The sequence below is a fragment of the Pseudomonas sp. GW821-FHT09E04 genome (genome assembly GCF_059416185.1).
Genome location: NZ_JBWKOR010000005.1, coordinates 299,936 through 316,649, shown reverse-complemented (window position 1 = coordinate 316,649; position 16,714 = coordinate 299,936). Strand labels below are relative to the sequence as shown.

Genomic DNA, 16,714 nt, shown 5'->3' with positions numbered 1-16,714 from the left:
GCCGAAAGGCGCCCTTTGTCGTTTCCGGCGGTTACTGAACCGTCGCCAGATCACCCTTCAACGCAACGCCGGCCATGATCGCGCCCGCGTGGCACTCGTAGTTCTTCGCATCCTTGCGCTCGTTGCTCTTGTAGAAGCTGACGATGTTGGTCACGGCGTTGGCGCCGGCGTTTTTCGCGGCCTGGTGCAGGCTGATGATCGCCGATTGCACGACCCATTCGCAGGCCACTTCATCGGACTTGTTGAAGGCGTTGGTCTTCTTGTTGGTCACCGCGCCGCTGCTGACCACGGTGACTTTGCCGGCCGGGGCGTTGCCCGCCAGATAGAACTTCACGCTGCCGTCGATCTTGCCGGTGCGGGTTGCCTCGGCGACCGCCTTGTCGAACGGCAGGTACACCGCTGTGTCACGGGCCTGGCTGACGGCGGGCAAGGCGCAGAGCAGCAGGGTGGCGGCCGCGAGTTTGTTCAAACGCATGGAGGTCTCCTTGACCTGAATTAATTCGGTTGCGTCCAGCGGCGGAAGATCAGCGAGGTGTTGACCCCGCCAAACGCGAAGTTGTTGTTCATCACGTAGTCGTGGTGCATCTGGCGGAATTCGCCGCGCAGGTAATCGAGCTTGCCGCAGTGCGGGTCGACTTCGTCGAGGTTGAGCGTGTGCACGTACAAGTCGCGGTTGAGCATTTCGATGCTGAACCAGGACTCCAGCGCACCGCAGGCACCCAGGGTGTGGCCGAGGAAGCTCTTCTGCGAGCTGATCGGCATGCGCTCGCCGAACAGGCTGCTGGTGGCCAGGGTTTCGGCGATGTCGCCCTGCTCGGTGGCCGTGCCGTGACCGTTCACGTAACCGATGGCGTCAGGCGTCAGGCCCGCGTCTTCCAGTGCCAGCTCCATCGCACGACGCATGGTGACTTGCTCGGGACGAGTGGTGTGCTGGCCGTCGGCGTTGCTGCCGAAACCGACGATTTCGGCGTGAATGCGCGCACCGCGAGCCAGGGCGTGTTCCAGTTCTTCAAGCACCAGCATGCCGCCGCCTTCGCCGATCACCAGACCGTCGCGGCCCTTGTCATACGGACGTGGCGAAGTTTGCGGCGCATCGTTTTTCAAACTGGTGGCGTACAACGCGTCGAACACCATGGCTTCGGTCGGGCAGAGTTCTTCGGCGCCACCGGCGAGCATCAGCGGCAAACGACCGAATTTGATCGCCTCGTAGGCATAACCGACGCCCTGGCTGCCACTGGTGCAGGCGCTGGACGTCGGGATCAGGCGACCGGTGAGGCCGAAGAAGATGCTGATGTTCGCCGCCGTGGTGTGCGGCATCATCCGCACGTAGGAGTTGGCGTTGAGGCCTTCGGCCACCGAATTCAGCAGCATGTTGCCGAACGCCTTGATCTCGTCGGTGCTGCCGGTGGACGAGCCACAGGCCACGCCCATACGGCCGTCCTTGATCGATTCGTCGCCGAGCAGGCCGGCATCGGCCAAGGCTTTTTCAGCCGCGCCGACCGCCAGCCGCGAGACCCGGCCCATGCTGCGCAGTTGTTTGCGGGTCCAGTGCGCCGGCACCAGAAAATCGTCGATGGGCCCGGCCAGTCGGGTGTTGAGTTCGCTGAAACGATCCCACTCGTCCATCCGGCGGATACCGCTGCGGTTGGCGGCGAAGTTGCCGGCGATGGTGTCCCAGTCGCTGCCCAGCGAGGTGATGCCGGCCATGCCGGTGACGACAACGCGCTTCATCAGCACAAGCCTCCGTTGACTGCCAGCACCTGGCGGGTGATGTACGACGCTTCCGCCGACATCAGGAAATTCACCGCACCGGCCACTTCTTCCGGCGTGCCCATGCGTTGTGCCGGGATCATTTTCATCAGTTCTTCCACCGGCACGTTTTCATCGAGCATGGCCGTATCGATCAGGCCGGGAGCAACACAGTTCACCGTGATTTTGCGCTTGGCCAGTTCGATCGCCAACGCCTTTGCGGCACCGATCACACCCGCTTTCGAGGCGCTGTAGTTGACCTGGCCACGGTTGCCGATCAGCCCCGAGACCGAGGTGATACAAACGATGCGACCGGCGGCGCGGCGGCGGATCATCGGCATCATCACCGGGTGCAGGACGTTGTAGAAGCCGTCGAGGTTGGTGCGCAGCACCACGTCCCAGTCGTCATCGCTGAGGGCCGGAAACGCGCCATCGCGGGTCAGCCCGGCATTGAGCACCACGCCGTAATAGGCGCCGTGGGCTTCGACATCGGCTTCGAGGATGGCTTTGCAGGTTTCGCGGTCGGCGACGTCGAATTGCAGGATGCGCGCATGGCGACCGAGCGCTTCGACTTCGGATTTCACCGCTTGCGCCTCGGCCACGCCGCTGCGGCAATGCAGGACGATATCGTGGCCAGCCTGGGCCAGACGCAGGGCAATCGCGCGGCCGATACCGCGACTGGAGCCGGTGACCAGTACGAATTCAGTCATCGTTCGACTCCTTCAATTGTTCAAGATATTGCGCCGCGTGCGGCGGGCGGAACACGTTCAGCCGGGCGCTGGCTTCGATGCCGGGCGCATTGATGTGGCATTCGAACACGCCCATGCCGTTGTCGTCTTCCAGCGAGCGGATGCCATGGATAGTCAGTTCACAACCGACCGGAAACGCCTCGACATTGCATTCGAACTTGCGGGTGCCGAGCAGAAAGCCCAGCTCCACCGCATTGCCCTTCTGCCGTGCATGGCAGCCAGCGAATGCAGCGACGCTCTGTGCCATCAACTCGACGCCGACCCACGCCGGCAGGCTGCCGTCGGGCAGGTTGAACAAACCATCGGGTTTGACCGTCAGGGTGGTGTGGATCTGCTCGTCGTCGAAGCTGAGGATCCGGTCGATCAGAATCATGTCGCCAGCGTGGGGCAGCAGTTCGGCGAGCGGCCAGTCATTCATGGGGCGTCTCCGATAATCAGGCTGACGTTATTGCCACCGAAGGCAAACGAGTTGCTCATCAGGTAGCGGGGTGCAATGGACGCCAGGCGCTCGCTCGCGGTCACCCACTTCAGCGCTGGCAGGTCCGGATCGGCCTGGCCGTCCCAGACGTGCGGCGGCAAGGCGTGGTCGGGGTTGTCGGCGCTCAGGCTCAGCCAGCAGAACGCGGCTTCCAGTGCGCCGGCAGCACCGAGGGTGTGGCCGGTCATCGGCTTGGTCGAGGAACAGGCCACGCCCTGCGGGAACAGGGTGGAAACGGCCAGGCTTTCCATCGCGTCGTTGTGCTGGGTGGCGGTGCCGTGCAGGTTCAGATAACTGATTTGCGTGGCTTGCAGCTGCGCGCGGTCCAGCGCCTGTTGCATGGCTTGCAACGCGCCACGGCCGGACGGCTCCGGCGCGGAAATATGGTGCGCATCGGAGCTGGCGCCAGCGCCCAGCAGGGCAATGGCCGGGCCGTCGCCGCGCTGTTTGCTCATCACGAACAGCACTGCGGCCTCGCCGATGTTGATGCCGTTGCGGTTGGCCGAGAACGGGTTGCAGCGCTCCCCGGACACCGCTTCCAGCGACGAGAAACCGTTGAGGGTCAGTTTGCACAGGCTGTCGACACCGCCGCACAGCACCGCGTCGCACAGCCCCAGATCCAGCAGACGCCGGGCGCTCATCAAGGCCCGGGCGCTGGAGGTGCACGCGGTGGAAATCACGTAGGTCGGGCCGCTCAGTTGCAGCCAGTCGGCGAGGAACGTCGCCGGGGCGCCGAGTTCCTGTTGCCGATAGTCGTAATCGGCCGGGAACTGTTGTTCGCGAATGTAATGCGCCAGACCCTGGCTGGCCTCGTCGATGCCCGAAGTGCTGGTGCCGAGCACCACGCTGACGCGGTCGGGGCCATAGGTCTGAATGGCGGCGTCGATGTCGTCGCGAATCTGCAACGCGGCTTCCAGCAGCAACTGATTGTTGCGGCTCTTGTGCGCCGCCATCTGCGGCGGAACAGGCGCCAGGTCACCGTGCACTGCGGCCACCGGCAACTCGCGTTCCGGCACCCAGCCCGACTCGTGGCGCATGCCCGAGCAATCGCCGGCGAACAGGTTGCGTGCGATCTGTTGCTTGTCACGGCCCAGGGCGCAGATCACGCCGAGGGCGTTGAGGTAGGCGGTCATGGCGTCGATTCACCTAAAGGAGAAACCCGATACTGCGGGCCTTGGGGCAGGTTCAATTCGAAGCTCAACGGTTGTGCGTAACGGATGTCCCAACGCGCCGGCAAGGAACGTTGCCCGCCGTGTTGCTGCGCGGTGGGGTAATTGCGCGACAGTTCGCCGGACGGTGTCAGGGCGAACAGTAGCGCGGCGAACAACTCCCGGGCTTCCGGATTCGGCGGCAGCAGGCCGTCAGCCTGCCAGCGTCCGTCGATCAGTTGCTGACGGGCCTGGGGGATGCCCAGCGGATCCATCATCGACCAGCGAATGCCCGGGCCCTCGCGCTGGATCACCAGCAACCAGTCCTGACGCTGTTCGGCTTGCTGGCGCTCGATGTGCAATTGCAGCGGCAAGGGCAGCGTAGGGTTATCCACAGGCAGCGGCGCCTGGCTGGCGCAAGCGGTCAGCAGCAGGACGCAGGCGAGCAGCAGAACACGCAGCATCAGACGGTCTCTTCCAGCGGTTTGCGCGCCACGACGTTGACCAGGGTTTCTTCACGCTGGCCAAACGGCTTCGGTTTGCGCAGGCCAAAACGTTCCAGCAGACCAAAATCCTTTGAGCGGCTCCACCACAGGTACGGGTAGGAAACATTCCGCTCGGCGAACTCGAATCCCTGCTGGCGAATCATCTCCAGATACTGCGCCGCACTCTTTTGCACGTGCATCGGATGGCGGAACAACCAACGGATGACCCATGTATCAATGTAAGCCTCGGTGGACTCGGCGAACAGCAGATAACCGCCCGGCTTGAGCACCCGGTAGAACTCGGCCAGGGCTTTTTCCTGCTCCACCAGATGGTGGAAGGTCTGGTGACAGAACAGCAGATCGACGCTCGCATCCGGGACATTCAGTGTCGCGCAGTCGCTGCCGATCAGCTCGACGGCGAAGCCCTGGCGCGCCGCTTCCTCAGCGCTCAATTCCAGGCTGTGCGGGTCGGCATCGACGCCGATCAAACGCTGTGGCGCGAAGGTCTGGCGCAGATGGCCGAAGGATTTGCCCTGGCCGCAGCCTGCATCCAGCAGCACCGGGTTGGCCGGCAGCGGTTCGCTGAACAAGCCGCGCAAATCATTGATCGCCACGCGCAGCACATGGTGCTGCCAGGTGTGGCTGCGCAGGAACCAGAAGCCGAAACGGGTTTCCTCGACGTAGCTGTCGCTCAAGTAATTCATGTGTCGTCCCTTGCACAGAGTTCGGAAATCGTCTTCAGCCGGCGGCGCGCTTCGCTGACGAACGGGTTGCGTTCGTCCCAGGCGTAGCCGGCGAGGATCGAGCAGATCATGCGACGGATTTCGGGGGAGCCTTGCTCGTGGAAAATCACGTCCTGGAAGGTGCCGGCGTACCAGCCCTCGACATAGCAGCGGAAGGTATCGACGCCGCGCTTGAGCGGTTCGGCGAACTCGCTTTGCCAATCCACGGTTTCGCCCTGCAACTGCCGGTGCAGCACGCCGGCGGCCATGCTTGCCGAGCGCATGGCGATGGTCACGCCCGAGGAGAACACCGGGTCGAGAAACTCCGCCGCGTTGCCCAGCAGGGCAAAACCCGGGCCGTGCAGGGTTTTGACGTTGGCCGCATAACCGCCGAGGGTACGCGCCGGGGTATCCCACACGGCGTTGTTCAGAACCTTGGCCAGGCTCGGGGTTTCGGCGATGAAACCGCGCAGGCAGGCGTCGAGGTCGGCATCGCGCCCTGCGAAATGTTCGGCTGCCGCGACCACGCCGATCGAGCAGCGACCGTTGCTGAACGGGATCGTCCAGAACCAGATGTCGCGGTGCTGCGGATGAGTGGTGATGAGGATTTTTTCGCGGTCGAAGGCCGGGTGGTCGATGTGATCTTCGACGTGGGTGAACACGGCCTGGCGCACCGGGAAATTCGATGGAGCTTCCAGATCCAGCAGGCGTGACAGCACGCGGCCGTAGCCGCTGGCATCGAGGACGAAACCGGCCTCGACACGGTACTCGCTGCCGTCTTCGCGACGCACATCGAGTTGTGGATGCGGACGCTCGAAGTCGACGCTGACAATGGCGTCGCCATAACGGATTTCCACGCCTTGCAACGCCGCTTGATCGGCCAGCAGTTTGTCGAAGTCGGCGCGTTGTACCTGGAAGGTAGTCGGTTTGCCGCCGCTGAACGTATCGCCGAAATCAAACGCGCTGTAGCGCTCGCCCCAGGCGAATGCCGCGCCGGTCTTGCGCTGGAATCCGGCCGCGTTCACCGCTTCGAGCATCCCCGCTTCTTCGACGAAATCCAGGCAATGGCTGAGCAGGCTTTCGCCGATGGAAAACCGCGGGAAATGCTGGCGCTCGATGACCAGCACGTCGTGGCCCTTGCGCTTGAGCAACGCGGCGGCAATGGCGCCGGAGGGGCCGGCGCCGATGATCACGACCTGACGGGATTCCATTTCAACGATTGGCACGCGAGCTCCTGGGTACGGCAATAGGGTTCAGTGACGCCCGGTGCAGGCCGATGAAGGCCGGCAGCAGCGTCGCGATCAGGCCCATCAGCATCAGCGCAAAGTACAGCGCCGGGCTGATGAGTTGTTGTTGCAACAGCAAGTTGAGAAAGACGATTTCGCTCAAGCCGCGAATGTTCAGCAGCACGCTTTCGCGCCAGCGGCTGGCGCCTTCGAACGATGCGCCGGCCCAGCCGAGGCCCAACCAGTTGCCCAGCAGTTTGCTGGCAATCGGCAACAGCAGCAGCGCCATCCATTGCACAGCGCCGAGGCTGGCGAGGGCGCTGTGCACATCGATCTGCACGATGCCGAAGGTGAGGATCAGCGGAATCGCAATCCACGTCTGCAAACGGTTCATCCAGCGTGCCGGCAGAGGCAGCACCAACGGCACCTTCAGCGCGGCCATGCACAGCAGATAGCCGATGCCGAAAATCAGCGCATTGAGCTTGTAGTGTTCGGCCAGCACCAACAGCGCAAAGAAACCCAGACTGTAAGTCAGTGGCCGGCGGATGCCGAACACACGCAACAGCAATGGCACGCAGGCCAGCCCCAGCGGCAGCAACAGGCTGCTCAGGTGCAGACTGCCCTGGGCGAGGCCGAACAGGGTCCAGCAAGTCAGGTCGATCAGGATCGCAGTCTGCACCAGACGCCGGGTGGCGGCGGGCGGATAGTCGATATGGCGCAGGTACAGGTACAGCACCGGGATCGCGGTGATGGCGAACACCAGACCGATGGCCAGCGAGTTGATCCACGGTTGCGCCGGCAGCAGCCAGTACGCCGTCGCCAACCCGCAGGCGAACGGCACGGCAAAACTCGGCAGGGCAATTTTCACGCTCTGACGATCCAGGTGCAGGTCGATCACGTCGCTGAGAATGTGCCCGAGCAACAGCGCAAAACTCAGGCTGTAGAGGTTCTTCAGCCAGGCCGGCGCGATCAGTTCGGCACCGCTGAGCTGCCAGCCCGGTTCGATCCAGACGTACATCAACAGCGGCAGCACGAAACTGGCCAGCAGCAACTGGCTGACGATCGGAATCAATCCGAAATATCGACCGACACGGGTGGCCACGGCGAACAACGCCAGGGCCATGACCCAGAAGGCAGCGACCATCATGCTGCCGGCTCCGCGACTGTCGCAGCGTGAGCATGACGCCCGGCCCACGGCGCCAGCATGAAACTGAAGGCCAGCCCGAGGCTCACCGACAACCCGAAGTTGCTCACCGCCGGCGTACTCGACACTGCCAGCAGGCCGAACGACAGCCAGGTCGTCAGCGCCGCCAGCAAAGTGCCAAGCAGGCTGACCGCCGCGCCGCCGACCTGCTCGCGCATGAGAATCGCGTAATCGACACTGATCGCCGTCACCAGCAACAGACCGAACAGGCTGAACAGGGTCAACGGCTGACCGAGCCAGCCGAGGCTGGCCAGGCTGCACAGCGCCGCGAGCAGTGGCAGGGAAACGATGCGCAACGCGCCACCGAGACCGAACGGCAGGATCAGCACCAGCACGATCAGCACGCAGGAGGCGAGTTTCAGTTCGGCGGCGCTGATCTGGGTTTCGGCAAACACCCGGTTCAGGTCACCGAGGCGATCCACCAGTTCCACGCCGGGCAAATCCAGTGCCTGTACCCGCAGCAGCGCCGGGTTGTTCAGGCCTTGCAGGCTGACCATCGCCGCCACGCCTTCTTCGGTTGGACCGAGCCACAAGGTGCGGTAGGGCTCGCCGAGCGGGCCGACGAGTGCGGCGTCGATGTCTTCAGCGGGCAGGGCCTGCAATTGCATCAGTTCGGTTTGCAGGGCTGCCAGCGGTACGCCGACTTCAAGCAGCGGCTGCCAGAATTGCGGCAACTTGTTCAGCGCTTCGCGAACCTGCTGTTGCTGGCTCGGCGGGCTGACCAATTGGTTGAGGGCCAGATAACCCTGCAACTTGTCGAGGTTGACCAGTTGATCCAGTCGTTCGCTGAGGGCCGCCTGGCGCTCCAGCAGTTGCTCCTGGTTTTCTGCGCGCACAAGGAAGAACTGGCTGGTCGGCTGATAACCGGTGATGCGGGCGATGGTCTGCGCCTCATCGGTCAGGTGCTGCGGCGCGCCGACCCATTGGCGGATATCGTTTTTGCTTTGCAGTTGCACCAGGCCGCCGGCGCAGAACGCGATCAGCAGTGCCGCCAGAATCGGTGTGCGCACGTGTTCCAGCAGCGTTTCCCGAAGACTGACCATGCGCTCGGCCAGACGCAGCGGCCACTGCGCCGGGCGCAACTCGACGTTGCTCAACAGCGCCGGCAGCAGGCACACCGCGGACAGGTAAGCGCCGAGCAGGCCAGCAGCGGAGAACACGGCGATCTGGGTCAGGGCCGGGAACGGTGTCCAGGCCAGCGCCAGATAGCCGATGGCGCTGGTGATCAGGCTCAGGGTCAGGCCCGACACGGTCAGGCGCAAGGCCGGCCAGCTGCGCCACGGTTTGAGGCTCCAGCTCTTGGACAGATAGTGCAGCGGGTAATCCACTGCCACGCCGATCAGGCTCGAACCGAGCACCAGCGTCATGACATGCAGGTGCCCGAACAACGCCACGCAAGCCACCGCGCCGAACAGCATGCCCACCAGCACCGGAATGAACGCCAGCAAGACTCGCCAGCGGCGGAAGGCGAGTAGCAGCAACAAAAGAATGCCGAGGGTGGCGCCGCCGCCGACCCAGGAAATTTCCCGGGTCGCTTGTTGCTGACCATTGGCCGCGTAGAGCAATCCGCTGGCGGCCAGCAGTTGCACATCGGATTTCGCCGCTTGCTCGCGGCTGTGTTGCAGCAGCGCGGCGACTTGCAGCGGCAGGTTCATGTCGAAGGCGTTGCCGGTGGTGCGCGCGCGCAACAGTACCCAGCTCTTGCCGTCGGCATCGGCAATCAGCGCGCCGCTGCCGATGTCCAGTTGTACCGCGCCGTGCTGCGGCTGGTTGTTCTGGATGCGTCCGGTCAGGCCCAGCCAGTCGTCCTGGCTCGGCACCAGACTGAAACCGGTGAACGGATCGAACAGCGCCTGCACCCGTTGCTGGATGAAGGCGTCCGGGTGTTCGATCAGCAACTGTCGATCATCGGCCGAGAGCATCGCCAGTCGCCCTTGCAGCAATTGCGTGCGCAATGCGGGCAGATCGGCCTGCAGGTTCCACTGCACTTTTTCGAACAGTCCGCTGGCCTGCCATTGCTCGCCCAAAGTCTGGGCCATGGCCACGGCTTGCTGGCGATCGGTGTGCCCGACCAGCACCAGCATTTCCCGATTGAGCGGTTCCTGCATGCGTTGTTCGGCGCGCTGTTCGACGGCGTCCGGGTGGGTGCCGGGCACCAGCTCCATCAGGTTCGCCGACAGCGGTGCGCCGTTGCGCCACTGCCAGGCGCCCAGTGCGACGACGGCCAGCAGCAGGATCAGGAACAGCCAGGGCAGCCTGCGTTCACTCGGCAAAGTCATGTTGCTCCGCGTCGCTCAACGGTTGGCCGGCGGTACTGTCCTGCATGCGCAGCACAGTGCTGTCGCCCTGGGTTTCCAGCAGTTCGATGGTACTCACCAGTGTGCCGCCGGTGATGTTGATCTGGTTGAACACTTGCTTGAGCAGCACCGAACGCGGGGTGAGCGTCAGTTGCCATTTCTGCGCGTCGCCGTTCAGGGCCAGTTCGAAATCCCGTTGCAGACCGCTGCTGTCGCCTTGCAGGACGGCAAGGAACAGACGGTTCTGTTCGGCACCGGCGCTCTTGCCGGGCAACAGTTGCCAACCGTTGAGGTCACGACGGGCAATGCCTTTGGCGCTGATGCGGTAGTCCTGCTGCAGCGGGGTCTTCAGCAGCCAGAGCAGGCCGTGGTTTTTGGCGAGGACAAAGCTGCCCTTGCTGATCAGCGGCTGTGGCAGGGCGCGCAGGTGCTTTTCCTGGATGAACTGGCCGTGGATCACGTCCGGTTTCGCCAGTTGATCGCTCAACTGTTGCAGGTCGAAGGCGTTGGCCAGCGTCGACAGACCCAGCAGCGCCAAGGCTCCGAGGGATTTCACAAACACATTCATCGCAGCATCCTTTCCACGGCATCGGTGAAGACTTTCGGCGACGCCAGTTGCATCTCGCGGCTGCTCACCTCGACGGCGACCTGCACCGAACTTGCACGGGTCAGGCGTTCGCCGGTCTGGGCGTCGGTGATCAGGTAGTGAATCTTCAGGCGGTTTTCCCATTCCACCAGGCTGGCGCGCACGTTCAGCCGCTGACCGAACACCGCGCCGCGCACGTAGCGCAATTGCAGGTCGATCACCGGCCAGGCGTAGCCCGAGTCGACCATCTGGTTGTAGTTGTGGCCGATCTTGTCGAGCAACGCGCAGCGCGCCACTTCCAGGTATTTCACGTAATGGCCGTGCCAGACGACGTGCATGGTGTCGACGTCAAAGAACGGCACGAGGATTTCCGTATCGGCGTGAAGCACTCCGGCGCTACGCATGCAGCCTCCAGTGTTGCTCGGCGATGCGTTGCAGGCACAGGCGCAGTTCGCCTTCCAGAGCGCGGTCTTCGATCACCGGCGGGAAGTCCTGGGCCAGTTGCTCGTGCATGGCGGCCAGCGACGGCGGCAGTGGTCGCGCGTCCTCATCACGGCTGCGCAGCCACACGCCCTGATTGGCCGCGAGCAGCGTGGCGGCGGCGACCTGTTCGGTCAGCTCCAGCACGCGAATGGCGTCGCGGGCGGCGATGGTGCCCATGCTCACCTTGTCCTGGTTGTGGCATTCGGTGGAGCGCGAGAAGACGCTGGCCGGCATGGTGTTTTTCAAGGCTTCGGCAGTCCAGGCGCTGGCGCCGATCTGCACAGCCTTGAAGCCGTGGTTGAGCATCGCCCGATCCGCGCTGGCGCCGGACAGGTTGCTCGGCAAACCGTGGTTGTAACGCTCGTCCACCAGCAGCGCGAGTTGTCGGTCGAGCAGGTCGGCGACGTTGGCCACGAGGTTTTTCAGGCTGTCCATGGCGAAGGCGATATGCCCGCCATAGAAATGCCCGCCGTGCAGCACGCGCTCGGCTTCGGCGTCGATGATCGGGTTGTCGTTGGCGCTGTTGAGTTCGGTCTCGATGAACGAACGCAGCCAGTTCAGGCTGTCGGCCAATACGCCGAGCACGTGCGGAGCGCAGCGCAGCGAGTAGCGATCCTGCAAGCGGTGCAGCGGCGCGGTCGGCGCGTCGATCGCCAGATCCTTGCGCAGCCACGCGGCAACTTGCATCTGACCCGGATGCGGCTTGGCGGCGAACAGGCGCTCGTCGAAGTGCTCCGGATTGCCTTGCAGCGCCACCACGTTCAACGCGGTGATGCGGGTGGCCAGTTGCAGCAGGTAATCGGCGCGGGCGTAGGCCAGGCAGGCGAGGCCGGTCATCACGGCGGTGCCGTTCATCAGTGCCAGCGCTTCTTTCGGGCGCAGCACCAGCGGCGTCCAGCCGAGTTCGCGATGCACATCGGCGGACTGGCGGCGTTCGCCAAGGAACATCACTTCGCGCTCGCCGGACAGGGTCGCGGCGACGTAGGACAGCGGCGTCAGATCGCCGCTGGCACCCACCGAACCTTCTTCGGGGATCAGCGGCAGGATGTCGTGTTCGAGGAAGGCATGCAGACGTTCCAGCAGCTCGATGCGCACCCCGGACACGCCGTGGCACAGCGACTGCAAACGCGCCGCCAGCACCGCGCGGGTGGCCTGGGCGTCGAGCAGTTTGCCCAGTCCGCAACCGTGGAAGGTGTAGAGATGACGCGGCAGCGCCTCGACGTGATGCAGCGGCACCGCGACCACGCAGGAGTCGCCGTAACCGGTGGTCACGCCGTAGATCACGCCTTCCTTGTCCAGCAGCGAATCGAGGAACCGCGCGCCTTTGGCGATGCGTTCGCGGTAGTCGGCGTCGCTCTGCAACTGCACGGGTGCCTGACGGTTGGCCAGGGCCAGCACGTCTTCGATGCGCAAAGGGCGTTCGCCGAAGGTTACCGGCTCATGGGTTGGCGTCGTCATCGGTCTTCCAGAAAGGGTAAAAGTTGAACCATTGCTTGGGGGCTTCGAGGCAATAGTGACTCAGGCGTTCGGCATAGCGGGTCGCCCACTGATGAATGACCTGTTCGCGATCGCGGCGTGTCCACGTCACCGCATCGGCGAACGGTTCGAGGGTCAGGCGATAGTGTCCGTCAGGTTGCTTGAGGCACATCAGCAGATTGACTGGGCATTTCAGCAAGCCGGCCAGCAGCCACGGGCCTTGCGGAAATCGCGCCGGATGGCCGAGGAAGTCCACGGTTACGCTGCGCCCGCCGTGCAGCGGTACACGGTCGCCGGCAATCGCCAGCCATTCGCCGCGTTCCAGGCGTTCGTGCAGTTGCAGCATGATCACCGGGTCCAGCTCGCTGACCTGGATCAGTCGCAGATTGGTCGCCCCGGCCTCGCCCAGCAAGCGATTGAATTGTTCGGCGTGCTTGGTGTGCACCAGAACGTTCATGGTGACCTTTTCGCCGATCTCCGCCAGCGCCCGGCACACTTCGAGGTTGCCCAGATGCGCGCCCACCAGCATTTGCCCGCGACTGCCGCGCAACTGATCGCGCAACAGCGCCGGGTCGATGATTTCGATCTGCTCGATGCGCAGCTTGCGGTTCCACACGTCGAGCTTGTCGAGGAGCGAATCGGCGAACGCCATGAACTGGCCGAACACCCGCCACAGGCTTGGGCGCAATTCGTGGCGGCCGCTCCAGTCGGCGAGGCGTTGCTGATACTGCCAGGCACTGCGCCGGGCTGTGCGGCCGAACAGGAAAAAGTACAGGACGATGCCGTACAGCAACGGGCTCAGCAGGCGTCGGCCAAGAACCTTGGCGGCGAACGCGGTGAATTTCATCAGCAGAAAGCTGCCGCGCTCTTCGCGGTCGGCCCAGTGCTTCTTGTCGGTCTCGACCGTCATGCGCGCCACCGTCGCCAGAGGATCGCGGGCGAGCGCAGCAACATGCCGAAGAACAGGCGCGTGTGCATGCTCGAAATCAACACGTTGTCGTGGAACATCCGAAAGTGCGACACGCCGTCCAGCGGGTAGTGCACGCTGGTTTGCAGCCAGCGCATCGGCTGGTTGCGCCATGACAGGCGCACGAGGATGTCCGAGTCGAAATCCATGCGCTTGCCGATCCGTGCCGAGTCGATCAGTGCCAGTGTCGGCTCCAGCGGATAGACACGGAAACCACACATCGAATCGCGGATCTGCAGCGACAGGCTGTTGATCCACACCATCACGTGCGTGAGGTAACGGGCGTACAGGCGCCCCTTGGGCACGCTGGCGTCGTAGAGCGGATAACCGCAGATCAGCGCACGCGGATGGGCGCGGGATTCTTCGACGAAGCGGCTGACGTCCTGCAAGTCGTGCTGACCGTCGGCATCGACCTGCAAGGCATGAGTGAAACCCAGTCGCGCGGCTTCACGCAGTCCGGTCATCACCGCACCGCCCTTGCCCTGATTGGTGGTGAGTCGCACCAGATACACCCGCTCGCGTTCGGCCAGAACATCCAGCACGGCTGCGCAGGATTTGCTGCTGGCGTCGTCCACCAGAATGCACGGCAAGCCTTGGGCGAGCAGGGCCTCGACCACCGTGGTGATCGCGGTTTCGTGGTTGTAGACCGGGATGACCGCGCAAGGGTTATGCATCGCCAGCCCCCAGCAGAATCCGGCCGCTGGAGCAGGTCGCGGTGTCGTTGCGATAGGCGAAATACAGCTTGCCGCGTTCGGCGTCGAAGCGCAGGTGCAACTGGATTTCATCGCCGGGGCGCACCAGCTGCTGGAACTTCAGCACTTCCATGCCGGCGAATGCACCGGACAGGTTCAACAGGTGCCGACCGAGGTTCAACGCCCATTCGACCTGCACCACACCGGGCAATACCGGGGCCTTGGGGAAGTGACCGCTGAAGTAGGCAAGATCCGGCGGCACGCTCAGTTGCAGGCTCCATTCGCCCTCGGTTTCGGTCTGCTCCAGAACTTCCGGTGCCTTCGGACGCGGTGCCAGCAGCAAGGCTTCGACGTCAGCCTGAGGCAACTTGCCTTGAGTGTTCAGCGGCAGTTGTCGCAGCAAGCGCCAGCGCCGAGGCAGGGCGAGGGCTTCGCAATGCTCGCCGAGGTGACGGCGCAGGGTTTCGGTGAGGCTGCGCCGGCCGTGTTCGCGCAGGGCAAACAGACCGGATTCGCTGAGCACCAGCAAGGCACCGAGAGACGCACGGTTTTCCTGCACCACACCGAGTCGCGCTTCGGCGACCCAGTCGTGGGCGACCAAGGCCTGTTCCAGCATTGGCAGGGAGATACGCTTTTCTTCCAGTTTGACGATCCGGTCCAGCCGCCCGAGCAGTTCGAAACGACCATCGGCCTCGATGCGCGCGGCATCGGCGGTGTGTTCGACATGTCCTGAGGGCAAATACGGTGAGGCGATCAGCAACGCGCCGTCGCCGTCCTGGCTCAGCTCGACCCCGGTGAACGGCTGCCACAGCGACTCGCCCTGACGCCAGGCGATACCGCCGGTCTCCGAGCTGCCGAGGATTTCCGTCGGCCACTGTTGCAAACGCTGGTGCAGGCTTTGCGCGGCATCCGCCGGCAACGCACCACCGGAGGAAAACACCCGACGCACGGCGCTCAGGGCCGGCCAGTCGAGGTTGTCGCCCATGCGCTTGAGCAACGCCGGGCTGGCGACCCAGGCGAAGGCCGGGTGCTCGCGACTGGCGCGCTGCATGTCTTCGGGAAAGGCCAGTTGCTTGCGCAGAAACGGGCGTCCGGCACACAGCGGCCACAGCACACGGAACAGCAGACCGTAAATGTGTTGGGTGGCGACGCTGCCGATGATGCAGGCCTCACCGAGATCCGCGCCCCACAGTTGCTCGAGGGCTTCGACTTCGTTGGCCAGTTGCCGCAGGGATTTGTCGATGCGCTTGGGTTCGCCGCTGGAGCCGGAGGTGCACAGGCTCAGGCGGCACTGGTCGAGATCTAGTTCGGCGCCGGTCAGTGCGGTGTGCTGCCAATCGCTCAGGTGCGCGTCGTCCGCGTGATCGGTCAGCCACAGGTCGACTTCATGCGACCAGCGCTGGCGGGTCTGTGCTTGCAGATCCGAAGGCAGCAATACGCTGACGCCGGCGCGCCAGGCACCGAGCAGGGCGACGGCCAGTTCTGCGGCATCTTCCAGGTGCACGGCCATTCGCTGCACACCTTTGGCTTGCAGGCCCGCAGCCAGGCTCAGGGCCTGTTCGCGCAGGTGTGCGTGATCGAGTGCCGGCGCGACGGTGATGGCGCGCTGCGGCAGATCCTTGAGCAACAGTTGCTCAAGTTTTATCCAGTTCATGGGCGACCTCTTACCCGTTGTCGTATCAGCCATTCAATGGCAAACATCAGGCCGATCAATCCGTAGGAGATCAGGCCGGTGTACAACATCCACCAGTGCAGCGGCGCCCAAAGGGTCAGCAGGGCCGCGCACAAGCCGTTACAGAAAAAGAACACGCTCCAGGCCACGGTGACCTGGCGGGTGTAGCGGATCGCTTCGGGTGGCAGCTGCGGTTCACGCAAGCGCGCCAGGCGCTCGACCATCGGCGGGCCGTATTTCAGGCTCAGGCTGAACAGCATCAACATGAAGCCGCTGATCAGCACCGGGTACCAGCGCAGTAACAGCGGGCTGTCGAACAGCGCCAGCAGCAGGCAGAACACGATCGCCACGCAGGCCATCCACAGGCTGCCGGGCTTGCGCTCGCCGGTCAGCGCACGGGCCAGCCACAGGCTGCCCAGCAGCAGGCCGAACTGCCACGGCGCAAAGTGCTCCATGCCGAAATACACCGCAAAGGGGTACAACAGGCCCGCCAGCAGCAGGCCGAGGCCGATCAATCGGCTCATGCGGCCGGTTGAACCAGACGGTAGACCGCCTCGACCACGTCGCCGACGGTGCGCACCGACTTGAATTCCTCGGCGGCGATTTTCTTGCCGGTCTGACGCTTGATGTGGTCGATCAGGTCGACCGCGTCGATGCTGTCGATTTCCAGGTCCTGATACAGGTTCGATTCCAGGCTCACACGGGCCGGGTCCAGTTCGAACAGCTCGACCAGGGCATCGCGCAGGGTGTTGAAAATGTCGTCACGAGTTTGCATGGTCC

Annotated in this window: 18 protein-coding genes; all 18 read right to left on the bottom strand. The window is 63.9% G+C overall.

The window, feature by feature from the left end; all coding sequences use genetic code 11:
* Positions 1 to 31: 31 nt before the first annotated feature.
* From AC07N4_RS20195 to AC07N4_RS20110, 18 genes are read right to left on the bottom strand one after another with little or no spacing between them, the layout of a single operon-like run.
* A complete protein-coding gene (locus tag AC07N4_RS20195) occupies positions 32 to 475 on the bottom strand; it encodes an excinuclease (RefSeq protein WP_192559577.1) in 444 nt (147 codons plus the stop codon).
* A 20-nt stretch (positions 476 to 495) separates the two neighbouring features.
* Positions 496 to 1,731, bottom strand: coding sequence for a beta-ketoacyl-ACP synthase (locus tag AC07N4_RS20190; protein ID WP_493065846.1), 1,236 nt, complete (start codon positions 1,729 to 1,731; stop codon positions 496 to 498).
* Positions 1,731 to 2,459: a 3-oxoacyl-ACP reductase FabG gene (gene fabG, locus AC07N4_RS20185; RefSeq protein WP_192559579.1), complete on the bottom strand. Its 729-nt coding sequence runs from the start codon at positions 2,457 to 2,459 to the stop codon at positions 1,731 to 1,733. The genes AC07N4_RS20190 and fabG overlap by 1 nt, the downstream gene beginning before the upstream one ends.
* Positions 2,452 to 2,916 carry a hotdog family protein gene (locus tag AC07N4_RS20180; protein WP_085732583.1) on the bottom strand — a complete coding sequence of 155 codons (465 nt, stop codon included), beginning with the start codon at positions 2,914 to 2,916 and terminating at the stop codon, positions 2,452 to 2,454. The genes fabG and AC07N4_RS20180 overlap by 8 nt, the downstream gene beginning before the upstream one ends.
* The gene (locus AC07N4_RS20175; RefSeq protein ID WP_493065845.1) at positions 2,913 to 4,109 is read right to left on the bottom strand and encodes a beta-ketoacyl-[acyl-carrier-protein] synthase family protein; all 1,197 of its coding nucleotides are present in this window, start codon (positions 4,107 to 4,109) and stop codon (positions 2,913 to 2,915) included. The genes AC07N4_RS20180 and AC07N4_RS20175 overlap by 4 nt, the downstream gene beginning before the upstream one ends.
* Positions 4,106 to 4,588, bottom strand: a complete 483-nt coding sequence (locus AC07N4_RS20170; RefSeq protein ID WP_096819905.1) for a hypothetical protein — start codon at positions 4,586 to 4,588, stop codon at positions 4,106 to 4,108. The genes AC07N4_RS20175 and AC07N4_RS20170 overlap by 4 nt, the downstream gene beginning before the upstream one ends.
* Positions 4,588 to 5,313 carry a class I SAM-dependent methyltransferase gene (locus AC07N4_RS20165; protein ID WP_493065844.1) on the bottom strand — a complete coding sequence of 242 codons (726 nt, stop codon included), beginning with the start codon at positions 5,311 to 5,313 and terminating at the stop codon, positions 4,588 to 4,590. The genes AC07N4_RS20170 and AC07N4_RS20165 overlap by 1 nt, the downstream gene beginning before the upstream one ends.
* Positions 5,310 to 6,557 (bottom strand): NAD(P)/FAD-dependent oxidoreductase, encoded by a 1,248-nt coding sequence (locus tag AC07N4_RS20160; RefSeq protein ID WP_493065843.1) that lies wholly within the window; start codon positions 6,555 to 6,557, stop codon positions 5,310 to 5,312. Before AC07N4_RS20160 ends, AC07N4_RS20165 begins: the two co-directional genes overlap by 4 nt.
* Positions 6,544 to 7,704 carry a cation:proton antiporter gene (locus AC07N4_RS20155; protein ID WP_493065842.1) on the bottom strand — a complete coding sequence of 387 codons (1,161 nt, stop codon included), beginning with the start codon at positions 7,702 to 7,704 and terminating at the stop codon, positions 6,544 to 6,546. Before AC07N4_RS20155 ends, AC07N4_RS20160 begins: the two co-directional genes overlap by 14 nt.
* Positions 7,701 to 10,040 carry an MMPL family transporter gene (locus AC07N4_RS20150; RefSeq protein WP_493065841.1) on the bottom strand — a complete coding sequence of 780 codons (2,340 nt, stop codon included), beginning with the start codon at positions 10,038 to 10,040 and terminating at the stop codon, positions 7,701 to 7,703. Before AC07N4_RS20150 ends, AC07N4_RS20155 begins: the two co-directional genes overlap by 4 nt.
* Positions 10,024 to 10,626, bottom strand: coding sequence for an outer membrane lipoprotein carrier protein LolA (locus AC07N4_RS20145; RefSeq protein ID WP_273535853.1), 603 nt, complete (start codon positions 10,624 to 10,626; stop codon positions 10,024 to 10,026). The genes AC07N4_RS20150 and AC07N4_RS20145 overlap by 17 nt, the downstream gene beginning before the upstream one ends.
* On the bottom strand, positions 10,623 to 11,048 hold the full coding sequence (locus tag AC07N4_RS20140; protein WP_011332100.1) for an acyl-CoA thioesterase: 426 nt from the start codon (positions 11,046 to 11,048) through the stop codon (positions 10,623 to 10,625). Before AC07N4_RS20140 ends, AC07N4_RS20145 begins: the two co-directional genes overlap by 4 nt.
* The gene (locus AC07N4_RS20135) at positions 11,041 to 12,585 is read right to left on the bottom strand and encodes an aromatic amino acid ammonia-lyase (RefSeq protein ID WP_273535850.1); all 1,545 of its coding nucleotides are present in this window, start codon (positions 12,583 to 12,585) and stop codon (positions 11,041 to 11,043) included. Before AC07N4_RS20135 ends, AC07N4_RS20140 begins: the two co-directional genes overlap by 8 nt.
* Positions 12,566 to 13,513 carry a lysophospholipid acyltransferase family protein gene (locus AC07N4_RS20130; protein ID WP_102620185.1) on the bottom strand — a complete coding sequence of 316 codons (948 nt, stop codon included), beginning with the start codon at positions 13,511 to 13,513 and terminating at the stop codon, positions 12,566 to 12,568. The genes AC07N4_RS20135 and AC07N4_RS20130 overlap by 20 nt, the downstream gene beginning before the upstream one ends.
* A complete protein-coding gene (locus AC07N4_RS20125; protein WP_096819896.1) occupies positions 13,510 to 14,244 on the bottom strand; it encodes a glycosyltransferase family 2 protein in 735 nt (244 codons plus the stop codon). The genes AC07N4_RS20130 and AC07N4_RS20125 overlap by 4 nt, the downstream gene beginning before the upstream one ends.
* A complete protein-coding gene (locus AC07N4_RS20120) occupies positions 14,237 to 15,916 on the bottom strand; it encodes an ApeI family dehydratase (protein WP_493065840.1) in 1,680 nt (559 codons plus the stop codon). The genes AC07N4_RS20125 and AC07N4_RS20120 overlap by 8 nt, the downstream gene beginning before the upstream one ends.
* Entirely contained in the window at positions 15,913 to 16,458 is a 546-nt protein-coding gene (locus tag AC07N4_RS20115; protein ID WP_096819894.1) for a COG4648 family protein, read from the bottom strand. Before AC07N4_RS20115 ends, AC07N4_RS20120 begins: the two co-directional genes overlap by 4 nt.
* Positions 16,455 to 16,709 (bottom strand): acyl carrier protein, encoded by a 255-nt coding sequence (locus AC07N4_RS20110; RefSeq protein WP_007909503.1) that lies wholly within the window; start codon positions 16,707 to 16,709, stop codon positions 16,455 to 16,457. Before AC07N4_RS20110 ends, AC07N4_RS20115 begins: the two co-directional genes overlap by 4 nt.
* Positions 16,710 to 16,714 lie beyond the last annotated feature (5 nt).